This window comes from Methylobacterium sp. CM6246 (genome assembly GCF_054818005.1).
Genome location: NZ_JBTXKY010000001.1, coordinates 5287883 through 5312364, shown reverse-complemented (window position 1 = coordinate 5312364; position 24482 = coordinate 5287883). Strand labels below are relative to the sequence as shown.

Sequence of the window (24482 nt, the reverse complement as noted above, 5' to 3'; positions counted from 1 at the left end):
TCCCGTTTTTCGTTCGAGGCGCTCAAATTGAATTCGTGCTGGGTCCCCTCGACGCATGGTTGCCTTCCGGTGCAAGAGGCGTTTGAATAACGAATACCAAAATGCGCACGTCCCTCCGGACGGGGCGCGAGGCGACCGCGAAACGCGGCGTTTCCGAGGGAGGAATGGTCGATGTTGAAGCGCGTCAGCGCCACCAACGCCGTGCTCGGCCTGCTCTGCGTGATGTATTTCATCACGTATCTGGACCGCGTGAACATCGCGACCGCCGGCGCCGAGATCATCCGCGAATTCGGCATGTCGAAGACCGACTTCGGTCTGATCCTGTCGGCCTTCGCCTACCCGTACGCGATCTTCCAGGTGATCGGCGGCTCCGTCGGCGATAAGTTCGGGGCGCGGCGCACGCTGCTGGTCTGCGGTCTGGTCTGGGCCTCGGCCACGATCCTGACCGGTTTGGTCGGCGGCATCGTCAGCCTGTTCCTGGCCCGCGTACTGCTCGGCTTCGGTGAGGGCGCGACCTTCCCGACCGCAACCCGGGCCATGCAGAACTGGACCGCGCCGGGCCGGCGCGGCTTCGCGCAGGGCATCACCCACGCCTTCGCCCGGCTCGGCAACGCCGTGGCGCCGCCGATCGTGGCGTTCCTGATGTACCATTTCGGATGGCGCACCAGCTTCGTGATCCTGGGCGGGATCAGCTTCGTATGGGTGGTAATCTGGTACCTGTATTTCCGAGACGATCCGTCCGATCACCCGAAGATCACCGCCGATGAACTCGACGCGCTGCCGCCGCCGCGCAAGGTCGGCGCGAAGCAATCGGTGCCGTGGGGACCGCTTGCCCGGCGCATGCTGCCGGTGACGATCACGTATTTCTGCTACGGCTGGACCCTGTGGCTGTTCCTCGGCTGGCTTCCGAGCTTCTTCAAGGAGAATTACGGCCTTGACCTGAAGAACTCGGCCCTGTTCGCGTCGGGGGTCTTCTTCGCCGGCGTCGTCGGCGATACGGTCGGCGGCATGCTGAGCGACTCGATCCTCCATCGCACCGGCAACGTGAAGCTCGCCCGCCTGTCGGTGATCGTGGTCGGCTTCCTCGGCGCGGCCGCGAGCCTGGCGGGCGTGTTCCTCACCCGCGACCTGACCCTGGTGGCGCTGCTGCTGTCCTCCGGCTTCTTCTTCGCCGAGCTGGTGATCGGCCCGATCTGGTCGGTGCCGATGGACATCGCGCCGAAATATGCCGGCACCGCCAGCGGGCTGATGAACACCGGGTCGGCCATTGCGGCGATCGTCTCACCGATCGTGTTCGGGCTCATCGTCGACCTGACCGGGAGCTGGACATTGCCGTTCGTGGGCTCGGTCGGTCTCTGCCTGCTCGGGGCGGCCCTCGCCTTCACGATGCATCCCGAGCGCGAGTTCGTGGACCCCGTCACCGGGCCGGTGGGTCCCGTGGCGCCCGCGCCGGCCGGGGAGTAGCGCCGCGATGGTGGAGACGACCGGACGGTCCGGGCCGCTCGCCGGCATGCGGGTGATCGAGCTGGCTCACATCATGGCCGGCCCAGTCTGCGGCCTGATGCTCGCCGACATGGGCGCGGAGGTCATCAAGGTCGAGAAGATGGACGGCGACGACACCCGCCGCACCGTCCCCCCGGCGCTCGAGGGCGAGAGCGCCGCCTACATGATGATGAACCGCGGCAAGCGCGGGCTGAGCCTCGATCTCAAGAACCCGGACGGCTTGGCGGTGCTGCGCCGGCTGCTCGGGACGGCCGACGCGCTGATCGAGAATTACCGCGGCGGCACCATGGAGCGCCTCGGCATTGGCTACGACACCCTGCGGCAGGAGTTTCCCGCACTGGTCTACTGCTCGCTCTCGGGCTTCGGCCGCACTGGACCCTATGCCGACCGCGCCGGGTTCGACTTGGTCGCGCAAGGGATGAGCGGTCTGATGTCGGTGACCGGGGAGGGCCCCGGCCGGCCGCCGATGAAATGCGGACCGCCGGTGACCGACATCACCGCCGGGATCCTGGCCGCCATGGGCGTGCTCGCGGCCTATGTGCACCGGCTGAAGACCGGACGGGGCCAAGCGGTCGACACCTCGCTGTTCGAGGCCGGGATCACCCACACTTACTGGCAGTCGGCCATCGCCATGGCCACCGGGATCGCCCCGGGGCCGATGGGCTCGGCCCATCCGCTGAACGCCCCCTACGAGGCGTTCGCGACCGCCGACGGATGGATCACCATCGGGGCGGCCAACCAGACCAACTGGCTGCGGATGCTCAAGGCGATCGACGCCGAGGCCCTGGCCGAGGATCCGCGCTTCGCCCTCAACCGCGACCGCATGGCCAACCGCCACGAACTCGCCGCCACCCTGGCGCCGATCTTTTCCGCGGAGACGTCGGAGGTCTGGCTCGGACGCCTCGAAGCCGGGGGCGTCCCGGCGGGGCCGGTGCTCGACGTCAACGCCATGCACCGGGACCCGCAGACGCTCGCCCGCGAGATGGTGGTAGAGGTCGAGCACAGCCGGGTCGGCCGCATGAAGACGCTCGGTCTGCCGGTGAAGTTTTCCGACACGCCCGGTCGGGTCCACGGACCTGCGCCGTTGCTCGGCGAGCATTCCCGAGCGATCCTGGGCGAGGCGGGCTACACCGCCGCCGAGATCGACGGCCTGATCGACAGGGGCGTGGTCCGCGAGACCGCGGCCTGAATCCTCCCCGACCCGGAGACGCAGCGATGAGTGCCACGCCCGCCACCGACGAGCTGCTGTTCACCACCGACGCGGCCGGGATCGCCCGGATCGTCCTCAATCGGCCGCAGGCGCGAAACGCGCTGACCTTCGCGATGTACCAGGGGCTGATCACCTGTTGCGATGCGATCGCCGCCGATCCGGCCGTGAAGGCGCTGATCATCACCGGTGCCGGCGACAAGGCCTTCGCGGCCGGCACCGACATCGCCCAGTTCCGCAGCTTCGAGACCGCCGAGGACGCGCTGGGCTACGAGCGCTTCATGGACCGGGTGCTCGGCGCCCTGGAACGGCTGCGGGTGCCGACCATCGCGGCGATCGCCGGCGCCTGCACGGGTGGTGGCGCCGCCATAGCGGCGGCCTGCGACCTGCGGATCGCCACGCGCGACGCCCGATTCGGCTTCCCCATCGCCCGAACCCTCGGCAACTGCCTCAGCCAGGGTAATCTCAAGCGGCTCTCGGGGCTGATCGGTCCGGCGCGGGTGAAGGACATCATCTTCACCGCACGCCTCGTGGGCGCCGAGGAGGCGCTGTCCATCGGCCTCGTCGGCGAGGTGGTGGACGACCGCGCGGCGCTGACCGACCGCGTCGACGCCCTGGCACAGCTGCTCGCCGGCCACGCGCCGCTCACCATGCAGGCCACCAAGGAAGGCCTGCGCCGCCTCGCCGAGGAGGAGCCGACCGCCGACGGCGCGCCGCATCCCGGCGATGACCTGATCCTGCTGTGCTACATGAGCCGGGATTTTCGGGAGGGCATGGAGGCGTTCCTGGGCAAGCGCACGCCGGAATGGAGCGGCCGTTGAGCCCTTCGCTCACCCGGGCTCCTGGCAGACATCGACCCAGACGGCCCCGGTCAATTCGGCCATGCGGCCGGGGGTGATGCGCACGGCGCTGTTCGTGCTGCCGGCCGCCGGGACGACCTCGTCGAAGGCCCGGAGCGAGACGTCGCAATAGACCGGCAACGGCGCGGCCAGCCCGAACGGGCAGACCCCGCCGACCGGGTGGCCCGTGAGCGCTTCGACCTCGCCGAGATCGAGCATCCGGACCTTGCCACCGAACACGGCCTTCGCCTTCCTGTTGTCGAGGCGCGCGTCGCCGCGGGTCACCACCAAGGCGACCTGATCGCCGATGCGGATCGAGAGCGTCTTGGCGATCTGAGCCGGGGCGACCCCGTGGCCGGCGGCGGCTTCCGCCACGGTCGCAGTGCGGGTGGACAGCTCGATGACCGCGATGTCGGGCGCCTTGTCGGCGAAGAACGCGCGGACCGTCTCAAGACTCATGAAGGTGTCCTTCGGGTAACGCAGGCCGTGGCGAGGGCGGCCGATAGATCAGCGAAGCATCCGGAACACCCGCGTCGCCGTTCATAGAGGATGCGGGCGTGGCGGGGAAAGCGCTGCAGTTTGACCTGCAGCCAACTCCGCGCTGAATCGGGATGCGCCGCCGCGAAGCGACTATCTTTTGCGGCGGTTTGGGCGCAGGCTCATTGCATTACCGGAAGAGCGGCAACAGGCTCCGGTGACTGAGGACGGCATGTCCCCGCCTGTGATCGGCGGACGAAGACATGGCAAACCTCCTCGTATTCCCGGCCACCCCGTCCGGTGCGCCGACGACCTACCAGGCCTACCGGTTCTCCCCGAATGGCAGCGTCCGTTCGACCGTCCCGGTGGACGCCCTGGATGACGACGCGGCCGAGCGCCACGCCACCACCCTGCTAGACGGTCACCGCATCGAGCTCTGGGCCCGCGGGCGCTTCATCGCGCATGTCAAACCGTAGGCCATCGCTGCCGCGACCGCGCCGTCACGTCACCCGCCTCGAACCGAAGGATCGACACCATGGCCTCCGAGAAGCAGCGTAGCAATCGTGAGACGAAGAAGCCCAAGAAGGCGGTGCCGAAGATGAATGCGGCGGCCCCGTCGCAGAAGAACCCCGTCTCGGCGGCCGTTAAGAAGTCCGAGGGACGCTGAATTCAAGCGGATCGGTTCGCGCGTGTCGGCATTGTACAACGCGCGATGCCGGCAGCGTTGCCAGACTTAAAAACCACGTCTGGCGAGATCGGATTTCGAGGGTTTTTAACCGACCGTGCACCGCGTTTCGGTGCGGTCGCCCACGGGCTTGCGCACCGGAAACCGGTGCGGGATCCCTCATCCCGAACAACGCGACGTCCTAAAACGCGGCCTCTTTGGGCCGCCACGCGCGGCCTTCTCCGTGCGGGCGAGGGGACCCACGTTCCATCCCGCCCCCGTATTGCCCGGCCCGAGCGGCGGATCCGCCTGCGCGCACGGGAGAAGAGCCCCACCACGCTCTTTGGCTCATCCCCCCGAATCTTACGCGCTCTTAGCGGGAAGTCCTTCAGGATGACCTGAGCGGGCCGGCACAGCCTCCTCGAACACGCTCGGGACCCGCCGCCCCGCCTTCACCCCTTCAACGGTCGTGCCTGCAGGATCGCCGCCCGCACGAAGGGCCGCTTCAACTGCGTGCCGACATTGGCGCGCCCGACGAATTCCTGGGCACCGGGATGGCTGCGCACCGCCTTGACGAGGTTCAGCCGGTGGCCGCTGCGGAACCGGTAGGGCTCGCCCACCGCCCCGGCGAGGAACGCCTCGACGCTGGCGTCGATCTCGTCCTCGGCGATCACGTTCGCCGTGTGCAGCATCTGGATGGTCTGAAGGTCGGTCATCTCGAATAGATAGGGCAGCGGCGCCGGTCACACAGCGAAGGTTACCGGCACCGCCGTTTGTTGGGAAGTCCGGCGCTACCGCGTCGTAGCGAGGAGCAGGTCCGGCAGCCACATGGCGATCCCCGGCACCAGGCACAGGATCAGGATCGCCGCCGCCATCAGGATCACGAAGGGCAGGGTGCCCCAGATGATGTCCGAGAGCGGGATGTCGGGGGCGATGTTCTTGATGACGAAGATGTTGAGGCCCACCGGCGGGTGGATCAGCCCCATCTCCATGGTGATGGTCATCACCACTCCGAACCACACCAGGTCGAAGCCCGCGGCCTTGAGGGGCGGCAGGATGATCGGGGCGGTCATCAGGATGATCGAGACCGGCGGCAGGAAGAAGCCGAGCACGATCACCAGGCCGAGGATCGTCACCAGCAGCACCCAGGGCGAGAGCTGCATCGCCACGATCGCGGCCGCGGCCGATTGCGACAGGTGCAGGTAGCTCATCACGTAAGCGTAGAGCAGCGACATGCCGATGATCAGCATCAGCATGGTCGATTCCCGCAACGTCGCGATCAGGATCGGGCTGACGTCCCGGAACCGCCACACGCCGTAGATCGCGGCGATCAGGCCGAGCGCCAGCAGGCCGCCGAGACCGGCCGTCTCCGAGGGCGTGGCGTAGCCGCCGTAGAGCGCCACCATCACGCCGGTGAGCAGGACCACGAACGGCAGCACCCGCGGCAACGTCGAGAAGCGCTGGGCCATGCTGTATTGTTCGTCGGCCAGGATCGGCGAGGCCGGTCCGCCGCGCTCCAGCACCGCCTTGGCGGCGGTGAATTCCGACCGGAACCGGTACATCGCCCAACTGGCGAACAGGGCGACCAGCAACAGCCCCGGTCCGATCCCGGCCAGGAACAGGCGCCCGAGGGATTGCTCCGAGGCGACCGCGTACAGGATCATGGTGATCGAGGGCGGCAGCAGGATCCCGAGGGTCCCGCCGGCCGCGATGATCCCGGCGGCGAAGCCCGGCGAGTACCCGCGCTTGCGCATCTCCGGAATGCCGGCGGAGCCGATTGCCGAGCAGGTCGCCGGGCTCGAGCCCGCCATGGCGGCGAACAACGCGCAGGCGAAGACGTTGGCGATGCCGAGGCCGCCGGGGATGCGATGCATCCAGGCATGCATCGCCGAATAGAGGTCCTGGCCCGCCCGGGACCGCCCGATCGCCGCGCCCTTCAGGATGAACAGCGGGATCGACAGCAGGGTGATCGAGGCCATCTCCTCGTAGACGTTCTGCGCGACCGTATCGAGGGAGGCGCTCGGCATGAACGCGACCATGAAGGCCAGCGCCACCGCGCCGAGCGCGAACGCGATGGGGATGCCCGACAGCATCGCCCCGAGGGTGGCTCCCGCATACAGGAAGCCGATCGCCGCCGTGCTCATCACTTGACCCTCGCGTCGACCGTCCGGCCCATCGGATCGGGCCCCTGCGGGGTGACCGCGGGCGCGTCGCGCATATCCTTGTTGACGTCGGCGCCGATGCCGATCTTCGGCTTGGCCCAGCCCGCCGCCCGCGGCCCGTAGAGCAGAGCCTCGGCGATCTGCAGGACGAATTGCAGGCACAGCAGGCTCATGCCGGCGGCCATCAGCGTGTAGGGGATCCAGAGCGGGGGCCCCCAGGTCGATTGCGAGGTCTGGCCGTCGACCCAGGCCTCGTGGTCGAGGGACCAGCTCTTCCAGGCGAAGAACAGGCAGAACATCAGGCTGATCACGTCTACCAGCAGCAGCCGGACCCGGTTGACCGCCGGCGGCAGCAGCCCGGTCAGCGCCTCGATCGCGACGTGACCGCGCTTGGCCTGGACCCCGGCGGCGGAGAAGAAGGTCGCCCCGACGATCAGGAAGACCGCCATCTCGTCCTGCCAGTCGGTGGGCTCCTTCAGGAGGTAGCGGACAACGACGCTGTGGCTCAGCACTAGGCAGGCGCCGACGAGGCAGAGGCCGCCGAGGCCGAGGATCACGCGGTTGATGCCGCGCAGCGCCCGGTCGAACAGGCCGAGCAGGCCGGGAAGGCGCGGCTCCTCTGCGCCCTTGCCGTCCGGGATCGCGGTGGCGGCGTCGAAGCCGTGGCTCACGCGACCTGCTCCGCCAGCTTCAGCAACTCCGCGCAGCTCGCGTTGCGGCCGGCATAGTCCTTCCAGGCGGTCTCCCGGGCGAGTTCGCGCCACTGGCTCAGCGACTGCTCGTCGAGCTGCGAGACCTTGGCGCCGGCCTTGGAGAAGATCGCCTCCACCCGGGTGTCATCCTCCTTCGCGCCGGCCTGCCCGAAGGATTCGAGCTCGGCACCGACAGCCATGATCAGGTCCTGCTGGTCCTTCGGCAGGCCGGAGAACACCGTCTTGGACATCATGATCGGCTCGAGCATGAACCAGTAGGAGCGCTCACGGCCCGAGGTCAGCGCCTTCGCGAGCTCCTCCAGGCGGAACGAGATCAGGCTGGTGGACGAGGTGATCACCGCGTCACAGGCCCCGGTCTGCATCGCAGCGTAGGACTCGTTCGACGGGATCGACAGGGTGGCGGCACCGGCCTGCTTCATCATCAGGTCCATCTCGCGGGAGCCGCCGCGGACCTTCATGCCCTTGGCGTCGGCCGGCGCGATCAGCCCCCGCTCGCGGCTGGCGACACCGCCGGCCTGCCAGACCCAGGAGACCAGCACGATCCCCTTGGACTCCAGCAGCTCTGTGAGCTTGCGGCCCACCGGCGCCGACTTCCATGCGAGAGCCTGCGCGTAGGAGGTCACGAGCGCCGGCATCAGGCCGATGTTCAGCTCCGCGATCTCGCCGCCCGCGTAGGGGCTCGGGTAGAGCGACATGTCGAGCGCGCCCTTGCGCATGGCGCCGAACTGGGCGTTCGTCTTCATCAGGGAGGAGCCCGGATAGACCTGAACCTCCAGCGCGCCCTTCGAGCGCTCGCCGACCGCCTGGGCGAATTTTCGGCACATCCGGTCCCGGAAATCGCCCTCGTCGATGGTCCCGCCCGGGAACTGGTGGGACAGCTTCAGCACGGTCGCGGCTTGCGCGGCGCCGAGGCCGAATCTCAGGATGGCGGGCGCCGCGAGGGCGGCTGCAACCAGCGAACGACGTGTTGGCGTCATGGCGTTCTCCCGCACCGCACACTTGGCGGCATCAATTTTGTGCGTCGCAATACTGATATGCTGCGCTTGTATGCACGAAAGACGCTCTTGTATATTTTGTCAACACTGAAGCATATGTGACTGGCGGAACGTCGGCCGGTGTTTCAGGAAGCCGAAGCAGGCAGCGTCCATGGTCGGCGCAGAGGGACCGGAGGGATGAGTCACGCCCAGCGCCTGAGGCAGCGGATCGAGGACGAGATCGTCTCGGGCGATCTCGCGCTCGGGTCGCGCCTCGATGAGAACCAGCTGGCTTTGCGCTTCGGCGTCTCGCGCACGCCGATCCGGGAGGCGTTGCTGCAACTGGCGGCGACCGGCCTGGTCCAGGCCAAGCCGCGGCGGGGCGCCATCGTGAGCGCGCCGGAGCCATATCTCCTGCTTGCGATGTTCGAGGCCATGGCGGAGATCGAGGCGGCCTGCGGCCGTCTCGCCGCCCGGCGCCTGGTCCCCGAGGATTCGGAGGCCCTGCAGGCGGCGCTCGCCGGCTGCAAGGCAGCGATGGCCCAGGAAGATACCGAGAGCTACTACGCCGAGAATTACGTGTTCCATACGGTGGTCTACCGGGCGAGCCGCAACGCCTTCCTGGCCGAGCAGGCCCTATCGCTGCACCGTCGGCTTGCGCCCTACCGCAGGTTGCAACTACGGGTCCGGCAGCGGCTTCCGCAATCGTTGGCCGAGCATGAGGGGATCGTGGCCGCGATCATGGCCGGCGACGAAGTCGCGGCGGCCGAAGCCCTGCGCAGCCACGTCATCGTCCAGGGCGACCGCTTCACAGATCTGTTGGCCGGACTCCGGACGCCGAGCGCCGCTTGAGCGTGCGGGGGGACAGCTTAACCGTAAACCCCGGCTACGATTGCTTAGCTTGCCGATCCGACTCGACTAGAAGTGGAGCTATCGGCATGTTCGTCCCGAGAAATCGGGGAAGGTCATGCTGAAGGACATCGTGAGAAGCGCCGGGCGCCGGGCCGGACTCGACATCTTCCGGGCGAGCACCGAGCCGTTCCGCTGGAGCCATACGGTCCACGATTACCACCCGGTGGTGCCGTCCTCCCGCTGGACGCCCGGAAGCGCGCCACACGGCCAGCTCCGATCGGTCCTGGCCCGGGAGAGCGCAGCCTACGACGCGTTCCTGACGGCATTGGAAGCGCAGGCCGACCTGCTCCACAGCGTCCCCCACGATCCCGCCATCGGCGATCCGGCGACGCCGCACTGGAACAACACCTGGTTCACGGCCCTCGACGCGGCCGCCCTGATGACGATGCTCGCCTGGAAGCGGCCGGCCCGCTACCTCGAGATCGGGTCCGGCTGCTCCACGTGCTTTGCCCGCTACACGATCGATGCGCTGGCATTGCCGACCGCGATCACCTCGATCGACCCGATGCCCCGCCGCGAGATCGATGCGCTCTGCGACACGACGCTTCGCACGCCCCTCGAAGGCTGCGACCTCCGGATCTTCGAAGAGTTGCGCGCCGGGGACATCGTTTTCTTCGACGGATCACACAGATCCTTCGCCAATTCCGACGTGACGGTGTTCTTCTTCGAAGTCATGCCCCGGCTCGCCCCGGGCGTGATCGTGCAGATCCACGACATCTTCATCCCGGACGACTACCCGGCCGCGTGGAACTGCCGACTGTACAACGAGCAGTACCTGCTCGCCGCCATGCTGATGTGCGGGGCGCCGCCGTTCCGGGTGACCGCCCCGGTGATGTATCTCTGCCAGGATCCGGCGACGAGCGCCCGGGTGGAGGCGGTCTTCGCCGCCCGCGGGCCGGGGCCCGACATACCGTTCCTCTATCCCAACGATTCCCGCACCCCGGGCGCCTCGTTCTGGTTCGAGATGACGGCTCAGTCGACCTCGACCACCCCGTAATTGGCTGCGATCACGGACTTTTTCCCGCGGATGTGCTCGCGCATCAGGGTCGCGAGGGCGGTGCCGTCCCGGGCGCGCAGCAACGCGATCATGCGCTCGTGCTCCGAGACGGCCCGGGACCACTGGTCCGGGGTCTGCCGGGCGGAGTAGCGCGATCGCTGGATCCGGCCGGACAGGCTCTCGTAGATGTTGGCGAGGACGGTGTTGCGGCTCGCCGCCATGATGCCTTCGTGGATCTGCCGGTTGCGGCTGAAATATCCAGCCTCGTCACCCGCCTTCCAGGCCGCCACCATCGCTTCGTGGTCGGCCTCGATCGCGTCGATCTCGGAATCCGAGATCGTCCGGCAGGCGAGATCGCCCGCAGTGGCTTCGAGCCCGGCGATCACCTCCATCATCTCCTCGAGTTCGGTCTCTGAGATGCTGGCGACGCGCGCCCCGCGGTTGGGGAGGAGTTCGAGCAAGCCCTCGGTCGCGAGGATCTTGATCGCCTCTCGCAGGGGCGTGCGCGAGATCCCGAAACGCTCCGTCAGTTCGCCTTCGTTGATCCGCGCCTTCGGCTCCATCTCTCCGGAGCGGATCAGTTCGCGCATCCGGTCCGCCACCTCGTCGTGAAGATAGCGGCGGCTGATCCCGATGCCGGGGTCGATCTTGTTCATGGGCCCACGGTGCACGCACGGTCAAAGCAACCTATGTGCATGTGTAGGTGCCCGGCAATTCAGTGTCGAGGCGGCGGGGCATGCACGAGCGCGTCATCGAGGAGGCGGGCCACGTGTTCCGCGCGCAGGCCGAGGCCGTCGTGGATCTGGTGACGGCAGCTCGTTCCATCGGCCACCACGATGTCGCCGGGCCCGGCCGCGCGCAGGGCGGGGAAGAGGGACAGCTCGGCCATCGCGAAGGAGGTCTCGATCGTCTCGGCACCGTAGCCGAACGCCCCGGCCATCCCGCAGCAGCTCGATTCGATGACCCGGACATCGAGGCCGGGCACGCTCCGCAGCACCGTTTCCACCGAGCCCATCACGCCGAAAGATTTCTGGTGACAATGCCCGTGCAGGTGCGCGATGCGGCCCCCCTGGTCGGCAAGCGGCAGCGTGATCCGCCCGGCCGCCAAGTCTCCGGCCAACAGCTCCTCGAAGAGGAACGATTGCCGGGCCAACAGAGCGGCCTGGTCTCTCGGCAGCAATGCGGAAAACTCGTCTCGGAAGGTCAGCAGGCAGGACGGCTCCAGGCCGACCACGCGGGCGCCGGCCTGGATAAACGGCAGGAGCGTGTCCAGGGTCCGGCGTGCCTCGGCGCGGGCGCGGTCGGTCTGGCCGGAGGCGAGCCAGGTCCGACCGCAGCAGAGCGGGCGCCGCCCCCGGGTCGGATAGACCCGGTGGAGCCGGTATCCCGCCACCCGGAGCACCCGCTCGGCCGCCTCCAGGTTCTCCCGCTCGAAGGCGCGGTTGAAGGTGTCGCCGAACAGGATGATGTCGCGGAAATCGCCCGTCACGTCGCCGGGATGCGCCGCCTCGCCCTGCTCGCTCCAGGGGCGCCGCCAGCGCGGCAGCGACCGCTTGGCCGAGAGACCGACCATCCGCTCCGAGAGGGCCGCCAGCGCCGGGTGCCGGTCGCGCAGGTTGAGGAGCGGGGCGAGCTTGGCGGCGATCCCGGCGTAATGCGGCATCAGGCCGATCAGCCGGTCGCGCAGGGGCAGCCCGTGGCGGGCGTGGTAGTGGTGCAGGAACTCCACCTTCATCTTGGCCATGTCGACCCCGGTCGGGCATTCCCGCCGGCAGGCCTTGCAGGAGACGCACAGGTCGAGGGTGCGCTTCATCGCCTTGCTGGTGAAGGCGTCGGGCCCGAGCTGACCCGAGATGGCGAGGCGCAGGGAATTGGCCCGGCCGCGGGTGAGGTGCTCCTCCTCGCGGGTCGCCCGGTAGGACGGGCACATCGCCCCACCGGCGAGCTTCCGGCAGGTGCCGTTGTTGTTGCACATCTCGACCGCCGAGCCGAAGCCGCCCCAGTCCGACCAGTCGAGGGCGGGCTTCACGGGCTCGGTCACCGCGTAGTCGGGCTTGAACCGGAACAGGCTCCGGTCGTCCATGCTCAGCGGCCGGACGATCTTTCCGGGATTGAGCCGGTTCTCGGGGTCGAACGCGTCCTTCACCGTCTCGAACGCGCCGGTCAGGACCGGTCCGAACAGCGGCGCGATGTATTCCGAGCGTGAGATGCCGTCGCCGTGCTCGCCGGAATAGGAACCCTTGTACCGGCGCACCAGGTCGGAGGTCTCCTCCGCGATGGCGCGCATGCGCGTCACGTCGCCCCCGTCCTTCATGTCCAGGATCGGTCGGACATGGAGGCAGCCTACGGAGGCGTGGGCATACCAGGTGCCGCGGGTACCGTGCTTGGTGAACACCGCGGTGACCGCATCGGTGTAGTCGGCGAGGTGCTCCAGCGGCACCGCGCAATCCTCGATGAACGAGACCGGCTTCGCGTCGCCCTTCATCGACATCATGATGTTGAGGCAGGCCTCGCGCACCTCCCACACGGAGCGCTGGCGCGCCGGCTCCAGGATCTCCACGACGGCATCGGCATGGCCATGGTCGGCCATGCAGGCGTCCAGGCGCTTCAGGTCGCGCTTCAGGGCAGCGAGGTCGTCCCCGGCGAACTCCGCGAGCAGCAGGCAGTTCGGCTTGCCGCGGGTGATGTCAGCCAGCGTCGCGCGGAACAGCGGGATGTCGGCGCCGAGCACCAGCACGTTGTTGTCGACCAACTCGACCGCCACCGGATCGAGCGCCACGATGTGCTGGGTCGTCTCCATGGCGGCCCGGAACGACGGAAAGTGGCAGACGCCCATCACCCGGTGCGCGGGCAGGCGCGACAGCTTGAGGGTGACCGAGGTCGTCGCGGCGAGCGTTCCTTCCGAGCCGACCAGCAGATGCGCGAGGTTCGGGCGCGGCTCGATCAGCGCATCGAGGTTGTATCCCCCCACACGCCGCTGGACCTTCGGGTAGCGGGCTTCAATCTCGTCGCGATGGCTCTCGGCCAGCGCGCGCATGCGCCCCGCCAAGGCTTCCGCGTGGCTGGCGCCCGTGACACCGGTGGCCGCGTTGCCGGTGAGGCCGAAGCCGAACGCCTCGCCGCCGGGAAGCAGGGCGTCGATCGCCAGGACGTTGTCGCTCATCTTGCCGTAGCGCAGCGAGCGGGCGCCGCAGGAATTGTTGCCGGCCATGCCGCCGATGGTGCAGCGGGTCGCCGTCGAGGGCTCCACCGGGAAGAACCAGCCGTCCGCCTTCACGCGGGTGTTGAGCCGCTCCAGCACCATGCCGGGTTCGACGGTGATCGTGCCGGCCTCGGGGTCGTAGGCGCGGACGCCGTTGAAGTGGCGCGAGCAATCGAGGACGAGGCCGGAGCCGATCGGCTGCCCGTTCTGAGAGGTGCCGCCGCCCCGCAGGATCACCGGGGCGCCGTGATCGGCGGCGATCCGCAGCGTCGCAGCGATATCCGCGGCCGAGCGCGGCAGCACCACGCCGGCGGGCATGATCTGGTAGATCGACGCGTCGGTGCTGTAGCGGCCGCGGGTGAACGCATCGAACCGCGCTTCGCCCTGAAGTTGCTCGGCGAGTTTGCGCGCCATTCCGCCATCCAGGCGTGCCGCCGCCCGCGGCGATGCCGCAGTTCGAGCCTTGGCTTGCGTCACGGCCGATCCCTCCCGAAGGCGCGTCCCCGCCCATGGAGCGATCGTATTCAAAATTCACGAGAGAGGGAACGGCTGGTTGAGGGAGTGGCCTTTAGGCACACGCCAATGACAACGCTGTCGACCGAACGATTGGACGCCCCAGCATCCACCGCGTCATCCCGGGGCTGCGTGGCGGGGTCTGGGATCCATAGACCCCGCCAGCCAAGGATTTTGCACCGTTGGTGGTTATCGATTTCTAGGTCGGATGCGACGCCCCGGGATGACAGTGTGATCTTCGCTGCCCCCGGTCTATCGCCGGCCCAGGAGTGATTTTGGAAAATTCAAGATCTGCCGTAATGGAAATCCATCAATACAGTCCTGACGTTCGTTCTACACATGGTAGGTTTCTACCTGAAATGAAACCGCATACATAATCTCAATGGTTATCCCGCGGGACGCCGGACGCCTGCGCTACCTTCTGGAACTTCACGGCACCCTTCAGCACCATGCCTTCGTCGAGCTGCGCCACCTGGTCGCGGTAGATCTCTTGCCAGGGCGTTTGCGTGGCCGGGAATGGGAAACCGCCCCGGGACGCCAGGTCCGCGCGGCGGCGGGCGAGTTCCTCGGCCGGGAGCAGGATGTCGGCCCGGCGCGTGTTGAGGTCGATGCGGACCCGGTCGCCGGATTGCAGCAGCGCCAGGCCGCCGCCCACCGCCGCCTCGGGCGAGGCGTTGAGGATCGCGGGCGTTCCCGAGGTTCCGGATTGGCGGCCGTCGCCGATACAGGGGAGGGAGGTCACGCCGCGGCGGATCAGTTCCCCCGGCGGCTGCATGTTCACCACCTCGGCGGCGCCGGGATATCCCACCGGACCGGCGCCGCGCATGATCAGGACGGTGTTCTCGTCGATCCCGAGCGACGGGTCGTCGATGCGGTGGTGATAATCCTCCGGCCCGTCGAACACGACGACGGGGCCCTCGAACGCCATCGGGTCCTCGGGGTTGCGCAGGTAGCGGGCGGCGAATTCCTCCGAGATCACGCAGGTCTTCATGATCGCGGAATCGAACAGGCTGCCCTTGAGGTTGAGGAAGCCGGCCCGCTCCATCAGCGGTGTCGCGTAGGCCCGGATCACGTCGCGGTTCCAGCTGTGCCGCCCGCGATAATTCTCGCCGACGGTGAAGCCGTTGCAGGTCGGGGCCTCGGTGTGGACCTTCCCGGCGTCGATCAGCTCGGCGAACACGGCGGGCAGGCCGCCCGCCCGGAAATACTCCTCGCCGAGCCAGCGGCCGGCGGGCTGCATGTCGACCAGCAGCGGGATCTCGAAGCCGACCCGCTCCCAGTCGTCGCAGGAGAGCGGCACGCCGATATGCTTGGCGATGGCGTTGATGTGGATCGGCGCATTGGTCGAGCCGCCGATGGCGGCGTTGGCCACGATGGCGTTCTCGAACGCCTCCCGGGTCAGGATGTCGGACGGCTTGAGGTCCTCCCAGACCATGTCGACGATGCGCAACCCGGTGGCGTAGGCGGCCTGCCCGCGCTCGCGATAGGGGGCGGGGATCGCCGACGAGCCGGGCAGGGCGAGGCCCAGTGCCTCGGCCAGCGCGTTCATGGTCGAGGCGGTGCCCATGGTGTTGCAATGGCCCGTGGACGGGGCCGACGAGCCGACGATGTCCATGAACTGCTGGAAGTCGATATCGCCGGCGGCATGCCGCTCGCGGGTCTTCCAGACGATCGTGCCCGAGCCGGTCAGCTCCTTCTGGAAGTAGCCGTTGAGCATCGGCCCGACATTGAGTGAGATCGCCGGGATGTTCACGGTGGCGGCGGCCATCAGGCAGGCCGGCATGGTTTTGTCGCAACCGGTCAGCAGCACGACGCCGTCCAGCGGATAGCCGTACAGGACTTCGACCAGCGACAGGTAGGCGAGATTCCGGTCGAGGGAGGCGGTCGGCCGCTTGCCGGTTTCTTGGATCGGGTGACACGGAAATTCGAAGGCGACGCCCCCGGCCGCCGTGATGCCGTCGCGCACGCGCTTGGCCAGTTCCAGATGGTGCCGGTTGCATGGCGACAGGTCGGAGCCCGTCTGGGCGATCCCGATCAGCGGCTTGCCCGAGCGCAGCTCCGCGGGCGTGAGCCCGAAATTCAGGTAGCGCTCCAGGTACAGCGCGGTCATGCCCGGATTGTGCGGATTGTCGAACCACGCCTTCGAGCGCAGGTCGGCGGGAGATACGCGGCGCTTCTCGCTCATGGTCGAATCCTCAGATCGTCATGCCACCGTCGATGGAATAGCTCTGGCCGGTCACGAAGGCGGCCTCGTCGCTCGCCAGGAACACCACCAGCGGGGCGATCTCCTCGGCCGTCGCCAGCCGACCCATGGGCTGGCGGGCGATGAAGGCCTTGCGGGCCTCCACGGGATCGTCGAACGCGTTGATCCGGTCCGCAAGCGAGGGCGTGTCGACGGTGCCGGGGCAGATGCAGTTGCAGCGGATGCCGCGGCCCACGTAATCCGCCGCCACCGACTTGGTCAGGCCGATCACCGCGGCCTTGGTCAGCCCGTAGACGAAGCGGTTCGGCAGCCCACGGAGGGAGCCGGCGACGCTCGCCATGTTGACGATACTCCCGGCGCCAGCCTCGAGCATCCGTGGCAGGACCGCGCGGATCGTCCAGAACTGCGACCGGACGTTGAGATTCACCGCGAAGTCGAAATCCGCGTCGCTGGCATCGAGCACCGTGCCGGCATGGACGTAGCCCGCGCAGTTGAACAGCACGTCGATCCGGTCCAGCCCGCCGGCCAAGGCCTCGATCTGCGCCCGGTCGAGCACGTCGAGGGGCGCGGTGGTGACGTTGGCTACGCCCTCGAAGGTTCCGAGTGCGTCGGCCCGGACGTCGGTGGCCAGCACCCGCGCGCCCTCGCGCGCCAGCGCCAGGACGCTCGCCCGGCCGATGCCCTGACCTCCGGCCGTCACCAATGCTGTCTTGCCCGCGAGACGCATGCGCCCGTTCCTCCCGATCGCGCGGTCGTGGTGCCGCCTGTTCGCCAATCTGCCGTGATCCGATCCGCGGCGTAAACCGTGCCGCAGGGGTTCAGGACAACATCCGCGTGTCGCCGTCGATGGCGATCGCCTGCCCGGAGATCGTCCGGCCCCGCGGCGAGCATAGCAGCAGGATCTGGTCGGCGAGCTGCCGGGCCGTGACGTAGTCCTTCACCGACACGAACGAGAAGGCGCGCGCCTCCATCTCGGCAAAGCTCGTGCCCTGCTGCTGCGCCTTGGCCTCGAGGACCCGGCGCTGCCGGTCGCCGGCCACCAGCCCGGGTAGGATCGCGTTCACCCGGATGCCCGCCTCGCCCAGCTCGATCGCGAGGGACTTGGTGAAGCCGATCACGCCCCATTTCGCCGCCGCGTAGGGGCTGCGCAGGCCGAAGCCGAACTTTCCGGCCGCCGATGACAGGTTGACGATCGAGCCGTTGCTGCTCGCGCGCAGGTGGGGCACCGCAAGGCGCGCGCAGTTGAACTGGCTGGTCAGGCAGACCGTCAGGCAGCGGTCCCATTCCTCCGGGGCGATCTCCTCGACACGCCCGGTCGGCCCGGCGATGCCGGCGTTGTTGACGAGCACGTCGAGGCCGCCGAGATGCTCGACCGCCGCCGCCATCATGGTGCCGACCGCGTCCCGGTCGGCGACGTCGGTCCGGCAGCGCCCCACCGCTTCCGGAAGGGCGGCCAGGGCCTCTTGGTCGATGTCGCAGGCGAAGACCCGCGCGCCTTCCTCGAGGAAGGCATCGACGATGCCGCGCCCGATTCCGGCGGCGCCCGCGGTCACGAGCACGCGCAGGCCGGCGATTCCGAGATCCATGGTCGTTCCTCCCGTCCAGGCATCGTTTCAGAGGCGTTCGTCGCCTTTTGGATGAAGCCGATGCGCACCAAAACTATGCGTCCCGCAGCCCTCCGCGGGATAGGATGAAGTCGGCCGCCTCGCGAATGTCCGCGGCCAGGGCGGCGGCGGCAACGGCACCGTCCCGCGCCTCGATCGCCGCCAGCGCCTCGGCATGCCGGCGCAGGGCGAACCCCTGGAGCAGCCGTTCCGGATGTGCGCGCAGGTCCAGGTTGATGACCGGGCCGGCCTTCAGCCACAGCCGGGCGATGATCGCGTGCAGAGGCTCCAGTCCGCAGGCCGCGTAGATCGCGAAGTGCAGGTCGCGGTTGAGCCGGACGGCCAGGGTGCTGTCCGGCTGCGCGGATGCGGCCTCCCGGCGGAACGCCGCCTCGGCCCGTCGGATCGCGCCGAGTTCCGGTTCGCTCCGGCGCTCCGCGGCGCGCGCCGCGGCCATGCCCTCGACGGCCATGCGGGTCTCGGCCAGCGCCTGGAAATCCTGCGCCGTCATGATCGGCACCCGGATCGCCCGGGTCGGGGCCACCTCCAGGACGCCGTCGGCGACGAGGCGGCTCACCGCCTCGCGCACCGGCATCACGGAGACGCCGAGTGCCGCCGCGCTCTGGCGCAGGGACAAACGGTCGCCGGGAGCGAGTCGGCCGGACGCAAGCAGGTCCGATAGGGCCTCGTACGCGGTGTCGGCGAGGGTGCGCCGCTCGAGCTGGGGTAATTCGGCCAGGGCCGACATGGAACTCATGTGCCGACACTAGACGGATCTGGCACTATCGCGCTAGTGATCTGTGATCACAGTTTGGGTGAGGGCCGTCAGAGCCCATCAAGAATGCCCGGCTGGAGGAAACGCACGGGAGCGGAACGATGACGGATCGGTTCGGGGATTCTCTCTCTCGCCGCGGCCTGCTGCGAGCCGGCGGCGCGGCTCTCATCGCACCGGCGCTCGCCAGCCCGGCCTTGTCCCAGGGGCAGGCGGACGTGGTCCGGATCGGCCACCTGACCCCCCGTACCGGCTTCCTCGGGCCCCTGGGCGAGTTCGCCGTTCAGGCCGCGCAGCTCGCCGTCGAGGAGATCAACGCCGCCGGCGGCATCGCCGGCCGGAAGGTCGAGCTGCTGGCCGAAGACAGCGTCAATCCGCAGACCGCGTCGGCCAAGGCCGAGCGCATGGTCCAGCGCGACCGCGTCGCCTGCCTGGTCGGCGAGATCAACTCCGCCTCGGCTCTGGCGATCAGCCAGGTGGCGCAGCGCGAGAAGGTGCTGTTCATCAACACCGGCGCGAACTCGGACGCGCTGCGCGGTTCCGACTGCAAGCGCTACCTGTTCCACGTGGAGGCGCAGAACACCATGATGGTCCGCGCGGCGGGCCGGGCGCTGGTGGAGAAGGGCCTGATCAAGGGCAAGAAGGTCTACGCGCTGACCGCCGACTACGCGTTCGGTCACGACCTCCTCAAGCAGGCCAAGAAGTTCTTCACCGCGAACGAGGCGACGCTTGCGGGCGAGGACCTGATCCCCACCGAACTCACCGACTTCTCGCCGTTCCTGCTCAAGCTGCGCCAGAGCCGGCCGGACCTCGTGATTTGCAACCTCGCGGGCGCGCAGATCACCAATTTCCTCAAGCAGTACAGCGAGTTCGGATTGCCGTTTCCGGTCGCCGGCTTCGGCTTCGATACGGCGTTGGCCTGGGGCGCCGGCCCCGGCAACTTCCTCGGCACCTGGCCGGTGGTGTGGCACCACCGGATCGACTCGCCCTCGGCCCAGAAATTCGTGGCGGCGTTCCGGGCGAAGTACAAGAAGCCGCCGGAGAACCAGGGTTGGGGCGACTACACGGCGATGAAGATCGTCGCCCAATCCATGAACGCGCTGAAGTCGACCGATTCCACCAAGATCGTGGAATACCTGGAGAAGGGCGCGACCTTCGACATCGCCAAGACCCGGGAGGGCTATTTCCGTCCCTGGGACCACGAGCTGATGCAGGAGATGTACGCGATCACCGCGCTCCCGGCGGACCAGGTGAAGAACCCCTACGACATCTTCACGGCGACCGGGCCGCTGCCCGGTTCCGGCGAAAGCCTGGAGGTGCTCGCCACCACCCGCGACGAGAACGCCTGCACCTTCCCGGCGTGAGGCGGCCATGCAGCTCGTCTTCATCCTCGAGCAGGTGCTCAACGGCCTGCTGATAGGCGTCCAGTACCTGCTGATCGCGCTGGGCCTGTCGCTGATCTTCAGCCTCGGCGGGATCGTCAACCTCGCACACGGCGCATTCTACGCCATCGGCGCCTACCTGACCGTGGTGCTGACCCCGACGATCGGCTTCGGCGGAGCGCTCGTCGCCTCGCCGCTGCTGGTGGCCGTTCTTGGCCTCGTGATCGAGCGGTTCCTGCTCCGGCGGTTCTACCGGGGCGATCCGACGCTCGGCCTGCTGCTCACCTTCGGCCTCGCCATGGTGGCCGAGCAGGCCCTGCGCATGGCCTTCGGGGCAGCGCCGCTGCCCTACGGAATCCCGGGTTGGCTGCGGGGCCAGGTGTTCATCGGCGACCTGATCTACTCGCGCTACAGGCTCTCCATCCTGGTGGTGGCGCTCGCCTGCGTCGGCGGCCTGTGGCTGCTCCTGACCCGCACCAGCTTCGGCCGCGTGGTCCGGGCCGGCGTCCAGAACCCCGACATGGTCGCGGCACTCGGCATCTCGCTTCGGCCGTACATGAGCGCGGTGGTGACGATCGCCGTCGGGCTGGCGGCGCTCGCCGGGACCATGATGGCGCCGGTGACCGGGGTTCACCCCGCGATGGGCGCCGAGATCCTCACCTTCGCGTTCGTGGTGGTGGTGATCGGCGGGCTCGGCTCGTTCTGGGGTGTGGTGCTGGCCGCCCTGATCGTCGGCGTGGTCCGGGGGCTCACCGCCTATGCCTACCCGCCCGCGACCGAGGCAGCCGTCTACGGTCTCATGGTGCTCGTCCTGCTGCTGCGCCCGCGCGGCCTGTTCGGCGAGCAGATCGCCCGATTCGAGTGAGCGGGAACAGCCCCATGTCCGGAACCGCCGAACCGCTGCCGCTCGCCATCCCTCAGCGCGGCCTGATCCTGCGCGAGAGCCGCCAGCTCTGGGCGGCGCTCGCCGCCCTGATCGTCCTGCCGTTTGCCCTCGACGCGATCGGCCTGACACTGATCACCGCCACCGACGTGGTGATCTTTGCCCTCGCCGTGCTCGGCCTCAACATCTTGGTCGGCTGGACCGGCCTCGTCTCCTTCGGCCACGGGGCGTGGTTCGGGATCGGCGCCTATGCGGTGGCGATCCTGCAGACCCGCCTGGCGCCGGGCGACATGGCCCTGCCGCTGTTCGGAGCGCTGGCGATCACCGGTGTCGCGGCGCTCGCCGGCGGCGCCCTGATCCTGCGGCGGCGCGGTGTCTACTTCTCCCTGCTGACGCTCGCGTTCACCGCGATGCTGTACGCCATCGCGTTCCGCTGGACGGACCTCACCGGCGGCGAGAATGGCATCGGCAACCTGCACCGCTGGGCGGTGCTGCAGCAGCCCGGCGCCTACTACGCCGCGGTCTCCGGCATCGCCTTCCTGGTTCTCGTCGCGCTCTGGCGCTTCCGGCGCTCGCCGATGGGAACGGTGCTGGTGGCGATCCGCGAGAACGAGCAGCGCGCCGGCTTCCTCGGCTACGCCACCAACCGTTACAAGCTCGCGGCCTTCGTGATCTCGGCGTCGATCACCGGGCTGGCGGGCGCGCTGTCCGCCTACAGCCACCGCTTCACCTCTGCCGACCCGATCTCCATCGCGTTCTCGGGCGAACTGCTCGCCATGGTGGTGATCGGCGGGATGCGCTCGTTCCTGGGGCCTGCCCTCGGGGCCCTGTTCTACATCCTGTTCCGGGAGTTCCTATCGATCTACACCAGCGACTGGCTGCTGTATTTCGGGCTGCTGTTCGTCGCCTTCATCGTGTTTTCGCCGGATGGGCTCGTGGGTATCGCGGCCCGGCTGATGCGCCCGTTCCGTCGCGTGCCGGGGGAGGGCGCCGCGATGTCGGCCCGCCGCGCCGGTGCCTCGGGGCGCGTCCCGGCCCGATTCATCGCGGAGGGGCGCTCCGACGGGGCGGTCCTGGTCGCGGAGGATATCCGCAAGAGCTTCGGACCGGTCGCCGCCGTGCGCGGCGTGTCCTTTGCGGTGGCCGACCGGACGCTGCACGCCCTGATCGGCCCGAACGGCGCCGGCAAGACCACGGCGTTCAACCTGCTCTCCGGGATGTTCCGGCCGAATTCCGGGCGGATCCTCCTCGACGGCCGGGAGATCGCCGGGCTCGAACCCCACGCGATCACCCGGGCCGGCCTCGGCCGTTCGTTCCAGATCACCAACCTGTTCCCCGGCCTGTCGGTTGAGGAGAACATCCGGCTCGCCGTCCAGGCCCGCCACCCGGCTCACATGAACCCGTGGCGCGACGCGCTCCGCCTGCGGGAGATCGCCGACGACACGGCCGAGCTGCTGCGCTGGACCGGGCTCGCCGGGATCGAGCAGGCGGAGGCCGGCAGCCTCTCCTACGGAGGGCAGCGGCTCCTCGACATGGGCCTGGCGCTCGCCACGCGTCCGCGGGTCCTGCTGCTGGACGAGCCGCTCGCCGGGCTGGCCGCGGCCGAGCGCGAGCGCGTCGGCGACCTGATCAAGGCGCTCTCCGCCGACATCCCGGTGCTGCTCGTCGAACACGACATCGACCGGGTGTTCCGCCTCGCCGACCGGGTCACCGTGATGGCGGACGGCGCGGTGCTGGTCGACGGCTCCGTGGCCGACGCCCGGGACGACTCCCGGGTGCAGGCGGTCTATCTCGGCTCCGGAACGGAAGCGATCGCGGCGAAGCCGCGTGCCAGCGCCGCCGCGTCCGAGACGCTGCTGACGATGGCGGGTGTCGACACCTTTTACGGCAAGTCGCACATCCTCAACGGGGTGGACCTGACGGTGCACAAGGGCGAGGTGGTGGCCCTGCTTGGCCGCAACGGCGCCGGCAAGTCGACCCTGCTGAAGACGCTGATTGGCACGGCACCCCCGGCCGCCGGCCGGATCGTCCTCGGCGAGAAGGACATCGCCGGGCTCACGCCGGACCGGATCGCCCGGCTCGGCATCGGCTACGTGCCGCAGGGCCGCGCGCTGTTCGCCGGAATGAGCGTCGCCGAGAATCTGGGTCTGGGCCGGCTGCGGCGCCTCACCGGCGCGGGTATCCATTGGGACGAGGACAAGGTCCTGGAGTTCTTCCCCCGGCTCAAGCAACGCTGGACCGTCGACGCCGCACGCCTGTCCGGCGGCGAGCAGCAGATGGTGGCGGTGGCGCGGGCGCTCTCCGGCGACACGCGCCTCCTCCTGCTCGACGAGCCCTTCGAGGGCCTGTCGCCGGCGGTGACCGAGGAACTGTTCGAGGCGTTCGACCGGCTGCGCCGGGAGATCGCGATCATCCTGGTGGACCACCACCTCGACCTCGCGCTGGCCCTCTCGGACCGGACCGTCGCGCTGGAGCGCGGCAGCGTGCAGTGGACCGGCGAGTCGCGCCTGTTGCGCGAGGACCAGGATCTGAGACGGAAGGTGCTGTGGCTATGACCGAGAGCGTCGCGATCGTCGGCGCCGGCCTGATCGGCCGGGCCTGGGCGATGATCTTCGCCCGCGCCGGTTGGAACGTGCGCCTGTTCGATGCCGCGGACGGAGTCGCCGAGGCCGCGATCCCGCTCTGCGCCGCAGGCCTGCGGACGCTCTCCAAGAACGGGCTGTGCCCCGATCCAGAGGCGGCGTCCTCCCGTATCCGAGCCCCGAACGGCCTGGCCGCCTGCCTCGATGGCGTCGGTTTCGTTCAGGAGAATGGGCCGGAACGGCTCGACGTGAAGCAGGCCCTGTTCGCGGAACTCGACGCCCTGGCGCCGCCGGACGCGATCATCGCCTCCTCATCCTCGGCGATCCGCTGCTCGCTGTTCACCGAGGGGCTTCCCGGACGGGGGCGGTGCCTGATCGGCCATCCCGTGAACCCGCCGCACCTGATTCCGCTGGTGGAGATCTCCGGCGCTCCGTGGACGGATGCCGCGGTGCTGGAGCGCGCCCGGGCGACCTACGAGAGGATCGGACAGGTGCCGATCACCGTCCTGAAGGAGATCGAGGGCTTCATCCTCAACCGGCTCCAGGGCGCATTGCTGGCGGAGGCGTTCCGCCTGGCTTCGGAGGGCTACGTGACCCCGCAGGATCTCGACAAGACCGTTGCGGACGGGCTCGGCCTGCGCTGGAGCTTCATGGGGCCCTTCGAGACGATCGAACTCAACGCCCCTGGCGGCATCGCCGATTACTGCGCGCGCTACACCGGATTCTACAAGAGTCTCGCAGCCGACCCGGCGCCCCCGAGCGTTTACGAGGCACCGGCCACCCAGGCGATCCTGGCGAACTGGCGAGAGCCCGCGGATCTGCCCGCCCGCATGAATCGCCGCGACGCGCGGCTGGCCGCCCTGCGGGCCCACAAGCTTTCACAAAAGGACTGA

Annotated in this window: 22 protein-coding genes; 11 read left to right on the top strand and 11 right to left on the bottom strand. The window is 68.8% G+C overall.

The genetic code is table 11. From position 1 onward, the window contains the following. The first annotated feature begins 171 nt into the window (after positions 1 to 171). Genes ACYQPG_RS25605 through ACYQPG_RS25595 form a run of 3 tightly spaced genes read left to right on the top strand, consistent with a single transcriptional unit; the run spans position 172 to position 3531 of the window. Complete coding sequence (locus ACYQPG_RS25605) at positions 172 to 1464, top strand: MFS transporter (RefSeq protein ID WP_147906925.1); 1293 nt, start codon at positions 172 to 174, stop codon at positions 1462 to 1464. Positions 1465 to 1471: 7 nt separating this feature from the next. Next, positions 1472 to 2692, top strand: coding sequence for a CaiB/BaiF CoA transferase family protein (locus ACYQPG_RS25600; protein WP_419830563.1), 1221 nt, complete (start codon positions 1472 to 1474; stop codon positions 2690 to 2692). A 26-nt stretch (positions 2693 to 2718) separates the two neighbouring features. Beyond that, positions 2719 to 3531, top strand: coding sequence for an enoyl-CoA hydratase/isomerase family protein (locus ACYQPG_RS25595; RefSeq protein ID WP_461231988.1), 813 nt, complete (start codon positions 2719 to 2721; stop codon positions 3529 to 3531). Between the two features lie 9 nt (positions 3532 to 3540). Here the strand turns inward: ACYQPG_RS25595 and ACYQPG_RS25590 are convergent, their stop codons facing one another. Continuing rightward, complete coding sequence (locus tag ACYQPG_RS25590; RefSeq protein WP_419830562.1) at positions 3541 to 4008, bottom strand: YbaK/EbsC family protein; 468 nt, start codon at positions 4006 to 4008, stop codon at positions 3541 to 3543. 281 nt (positions 4009 to 4289) lie between these two features. Here ACYQPG_RS25590 and ACYQPG_RS25585 point away from each other — a divergent pair, with 281 nt between their 5' ends. Beyond that, the gene (locus ACYQPG_RS25585) at positions 4290 to 4502 is read left to right on the top strand and encodes a hypothetical protein (protein ID WP_147937529.1); all 213 of its coding nucleotides are present in this window, start codon (positions 4290 to 4292) and stop codon (positions 4500 to 4502) included. A 59-nt stretch (positions 4503 to 4561) separates the two neighbouring features. Beyond that, positions 4562 to 4693, top strand: a complete 132-nt coding sequence (locus ACYQPG_RS25580; protein WP_281406478.1) for a hypothetical protein — start codon at positions 4562 to 4564, stop codon at positions 4691 to 4693. A gap of 449 nt (positions 4694 to 5142) precedes the next feature. Here the strand turns inward: ACYQPG_RS25580 and ACYQPG_RS25575 are convergent, their stop codons facing one another. The 4 genes from ACYQPG_RS25575 to dctP all read right to left on the bottom strand — a co-directional run bounded on the left by ACYQPG_RS25575 (position 5143) and on the right by dctP (position 8542). Then, positions 5143 to 5406 carry a hypothetical protein gene (locus ACYQPG_RS25575; protein ID WP_147906920.1) on the bottom strand — a complete coding sequence of 88 codons (264 nt, stop codon included), beginning with the start codon at positions 5404 to 5406 and terminating at the stop codon, positions 5143 to 5145. A 75-nt stretch (positions 5407 to 5481) separates the two neighbouring features. Continuing rightward, entirely contained in the window at positions 5482 to 6834 is a 1353-nt protein-coding gene (locus ACYQPG_RS25570; protein ID WP_461231987.1) for a TRAP transporter large permease, read from the bottom strand. Further along, positions 6834 to 7523, bottom strand: coding sequence for a TRAP transporter small permease (locus ACYQPG_RS25565; RefSeq protein ID WP_419830560.1), 690 nt, complete (start codon positions 7521 to 7523; stop codon positions 6834 to 6836). Before ACYQPG_RS25565 ends, ACYQPG_RS25570 begins: the two co-directional genes overlap by 1 nt. Then, positions 7520 to 8542: a TRAP transporter substrate-binding protein DctP gene (gene dctP / locus ACYQPG_RS25560; RefSeq protein WP_147937527.1), complete on the bottom strand. Its 1023-nt coding sequence runs from the start codon at positions 8540 to 8542 to the stop codon at positions 7520 to 7522. Before dctP ends, ACYQPG_RS25565 begins: the two co-directional genes overlap by 4 nt. Before the next feature lie 195 nt (positions 8543 to 8737). Here dctP and ACYQPG_RS25555 point away from each other — a divergent pair, with 195 nt between their 5' ends. Further along, the gene (locus tag ACYQPG_RS25555; RefSeq protein ID WP_147906916.1) at positions 8738 to 9391 is read left to right on the top strand and encodes a GntR family transcriptional regulator; all 654 of its coding nucleotides are present in this window, start codon (positions 8738 to 8740) and stop codon (positions 9389 to 9391) included. A gap of 115 nt (positions 9392 to 9506) precedes the next feature. Beyond that, positions 9507 to 10448: a class I SAM-dependent methyltransferase gene (locus ACYQPG_RS25550; RefSeq protein WP_419830559.1), complete on the top strand. Its 942-nt coding sequence runs from the start codon at positions 9507 to 9509 to the stop codon at positions 10446 to 10448. Here ACYQPG_RS25550 and ACYQPG_RS25545 read toward each other — a convergent pair. The 6 genes from ACYQPG_RS25545 to ACYQPG_RS25520 form a co-directional block, all read right to left on the bottom strand. Beyond that, positions 10424 to 11104 carry a GntR family transcriptional regulator gene (locus ACYQPG_RS25545; RefSeq protein WP_419830558.1) on the bottom strand — a complete coding sequence of 227 codons (681 nt, stop codon included), beginning with the start codon at positions 11102 to 11104 and terminating at the stop codon, positions 10424 to 10426. The two genes, ACYQPG_RS25550 and ACYQPG_RS25545, sit on opposite strands and share 25 nt — an antisense overlap. Before the next feature lie 59 nt (positions 11105 to 11163). Beyond that, on the bottom strand, positions 11164 to 14064 hold the full coding sequence (locus tag ACYQPG_RS25540) for an FAD-binding and (Fe-S)-binding domain-containing protein (RefSeq protein WP_419830557.1): 2901 nt from the start codon (positions 14062 to 14064) through the stop codon (positions 11164 to 11166). A gap of 478 nt (positions 14065 to 14542) precedes the next feature. Beyond that, positions 14543 to 16348, bottom strand: coding sequence for an IlvD/Edd family dehydratase (locus ACYQPG_RS25535; protein WP_147906912.1), 1806 nt, complete (start codon positions 16346 to 16348; stop codon positions 14543 to 14545). Between the two features lie 10 nt (positions 16349 to 16358). Continuing rightward, complete coding sequence (locus ACYQPG_RS25530; protein ID WP_419830556.1) at positions 16359 to 17093, bottom strand: SDR family oxidoreductase; 735 nt, start codon at positions 17091 to 17093, stop codon at positions 16359 to 16361. A gap of 91 nt (positions 17094 to 17184) precedes the next feature. Next, on the bottom strand, positions 17185 to 17952 hold the full coding sequence (locus ACYQPG_RS25525) for an SDR family oxidoreductase (RefSeq protein WP_419830555.1): 768 nt from the start codon (positions 17950 to 17952) through the stop codon (positions 17185 to 17187). 73 nt (positions 17953 to 18025) lie between these two features. After that, complete coding sequence (locus ACYQPG_RS25520; protein WP_419830554.1) at positions 18026 to 18727, bottom strand: GntR family transcriptional regulator; 702 nt, start codon at positions 18725 to 18727, stop codon at positions 18026 to 18028. A gap of 119 nt (positions 18728 to 18846) precedes the next feature. On the opposite strand from ACYQPG_RS25520, the gene ACYQPG_RS25515 reads away from it, so the two are divergent. The 4 genes from ACYQPG_RS25515 to ACYQPG_RS25500 are packed head-to-tail and all read left to right on the top strand — an operon-like array spanning position 18847 to position 24482. After that, entirely contained in the window at positions 18847 to 20106 is a 1260-nt protein-coding gene (locus ACYQPG_RS25515) for an ABC transporter substrate-binding protein (protein ID WP_147906908.1), read from the top strand. Positions 20107 to 20113: 7 nt separating this feature from the next. Continuing rightward, positions 20114 to 20989: a branched-chain amino acid ABC transporter permease gene (locus tag ACYQPG_RS25510; RefSeq protein ID WP_147853605.1), complete on the top strand. Its 876-nt coding sequence runs from the start codon at positions 20114 to 20116 to the stop codon at positions 20987 to 20989. 14 nt (positions 20990 to 21003) lie between these two features. After that, entirely contained in the window at positions 21004 to 23562 is a 2559-nt protein-coding gene (locus ACYQPG_RS25505; protein WP_419830553.1) for a branched-chain amino acid ABC transporter ATP-binding protein/permease, read from the top strand. Next, on the top strand, positions 23559 to 24482 hold the full coding sequence (locus ACYQPG_RS25500; RefSeq protein WP_461231986.1) for a 3-hydroxyacyl-CoA dehydrogenase: 924 nt from the start codon (positions 23559 to 23561) through the stop codon (positions 24480 to 24482). Before ACYQPG_RS25505 ends, ACYQPG_RS25500 begins: the two co-directional genes overlap by 4 nt.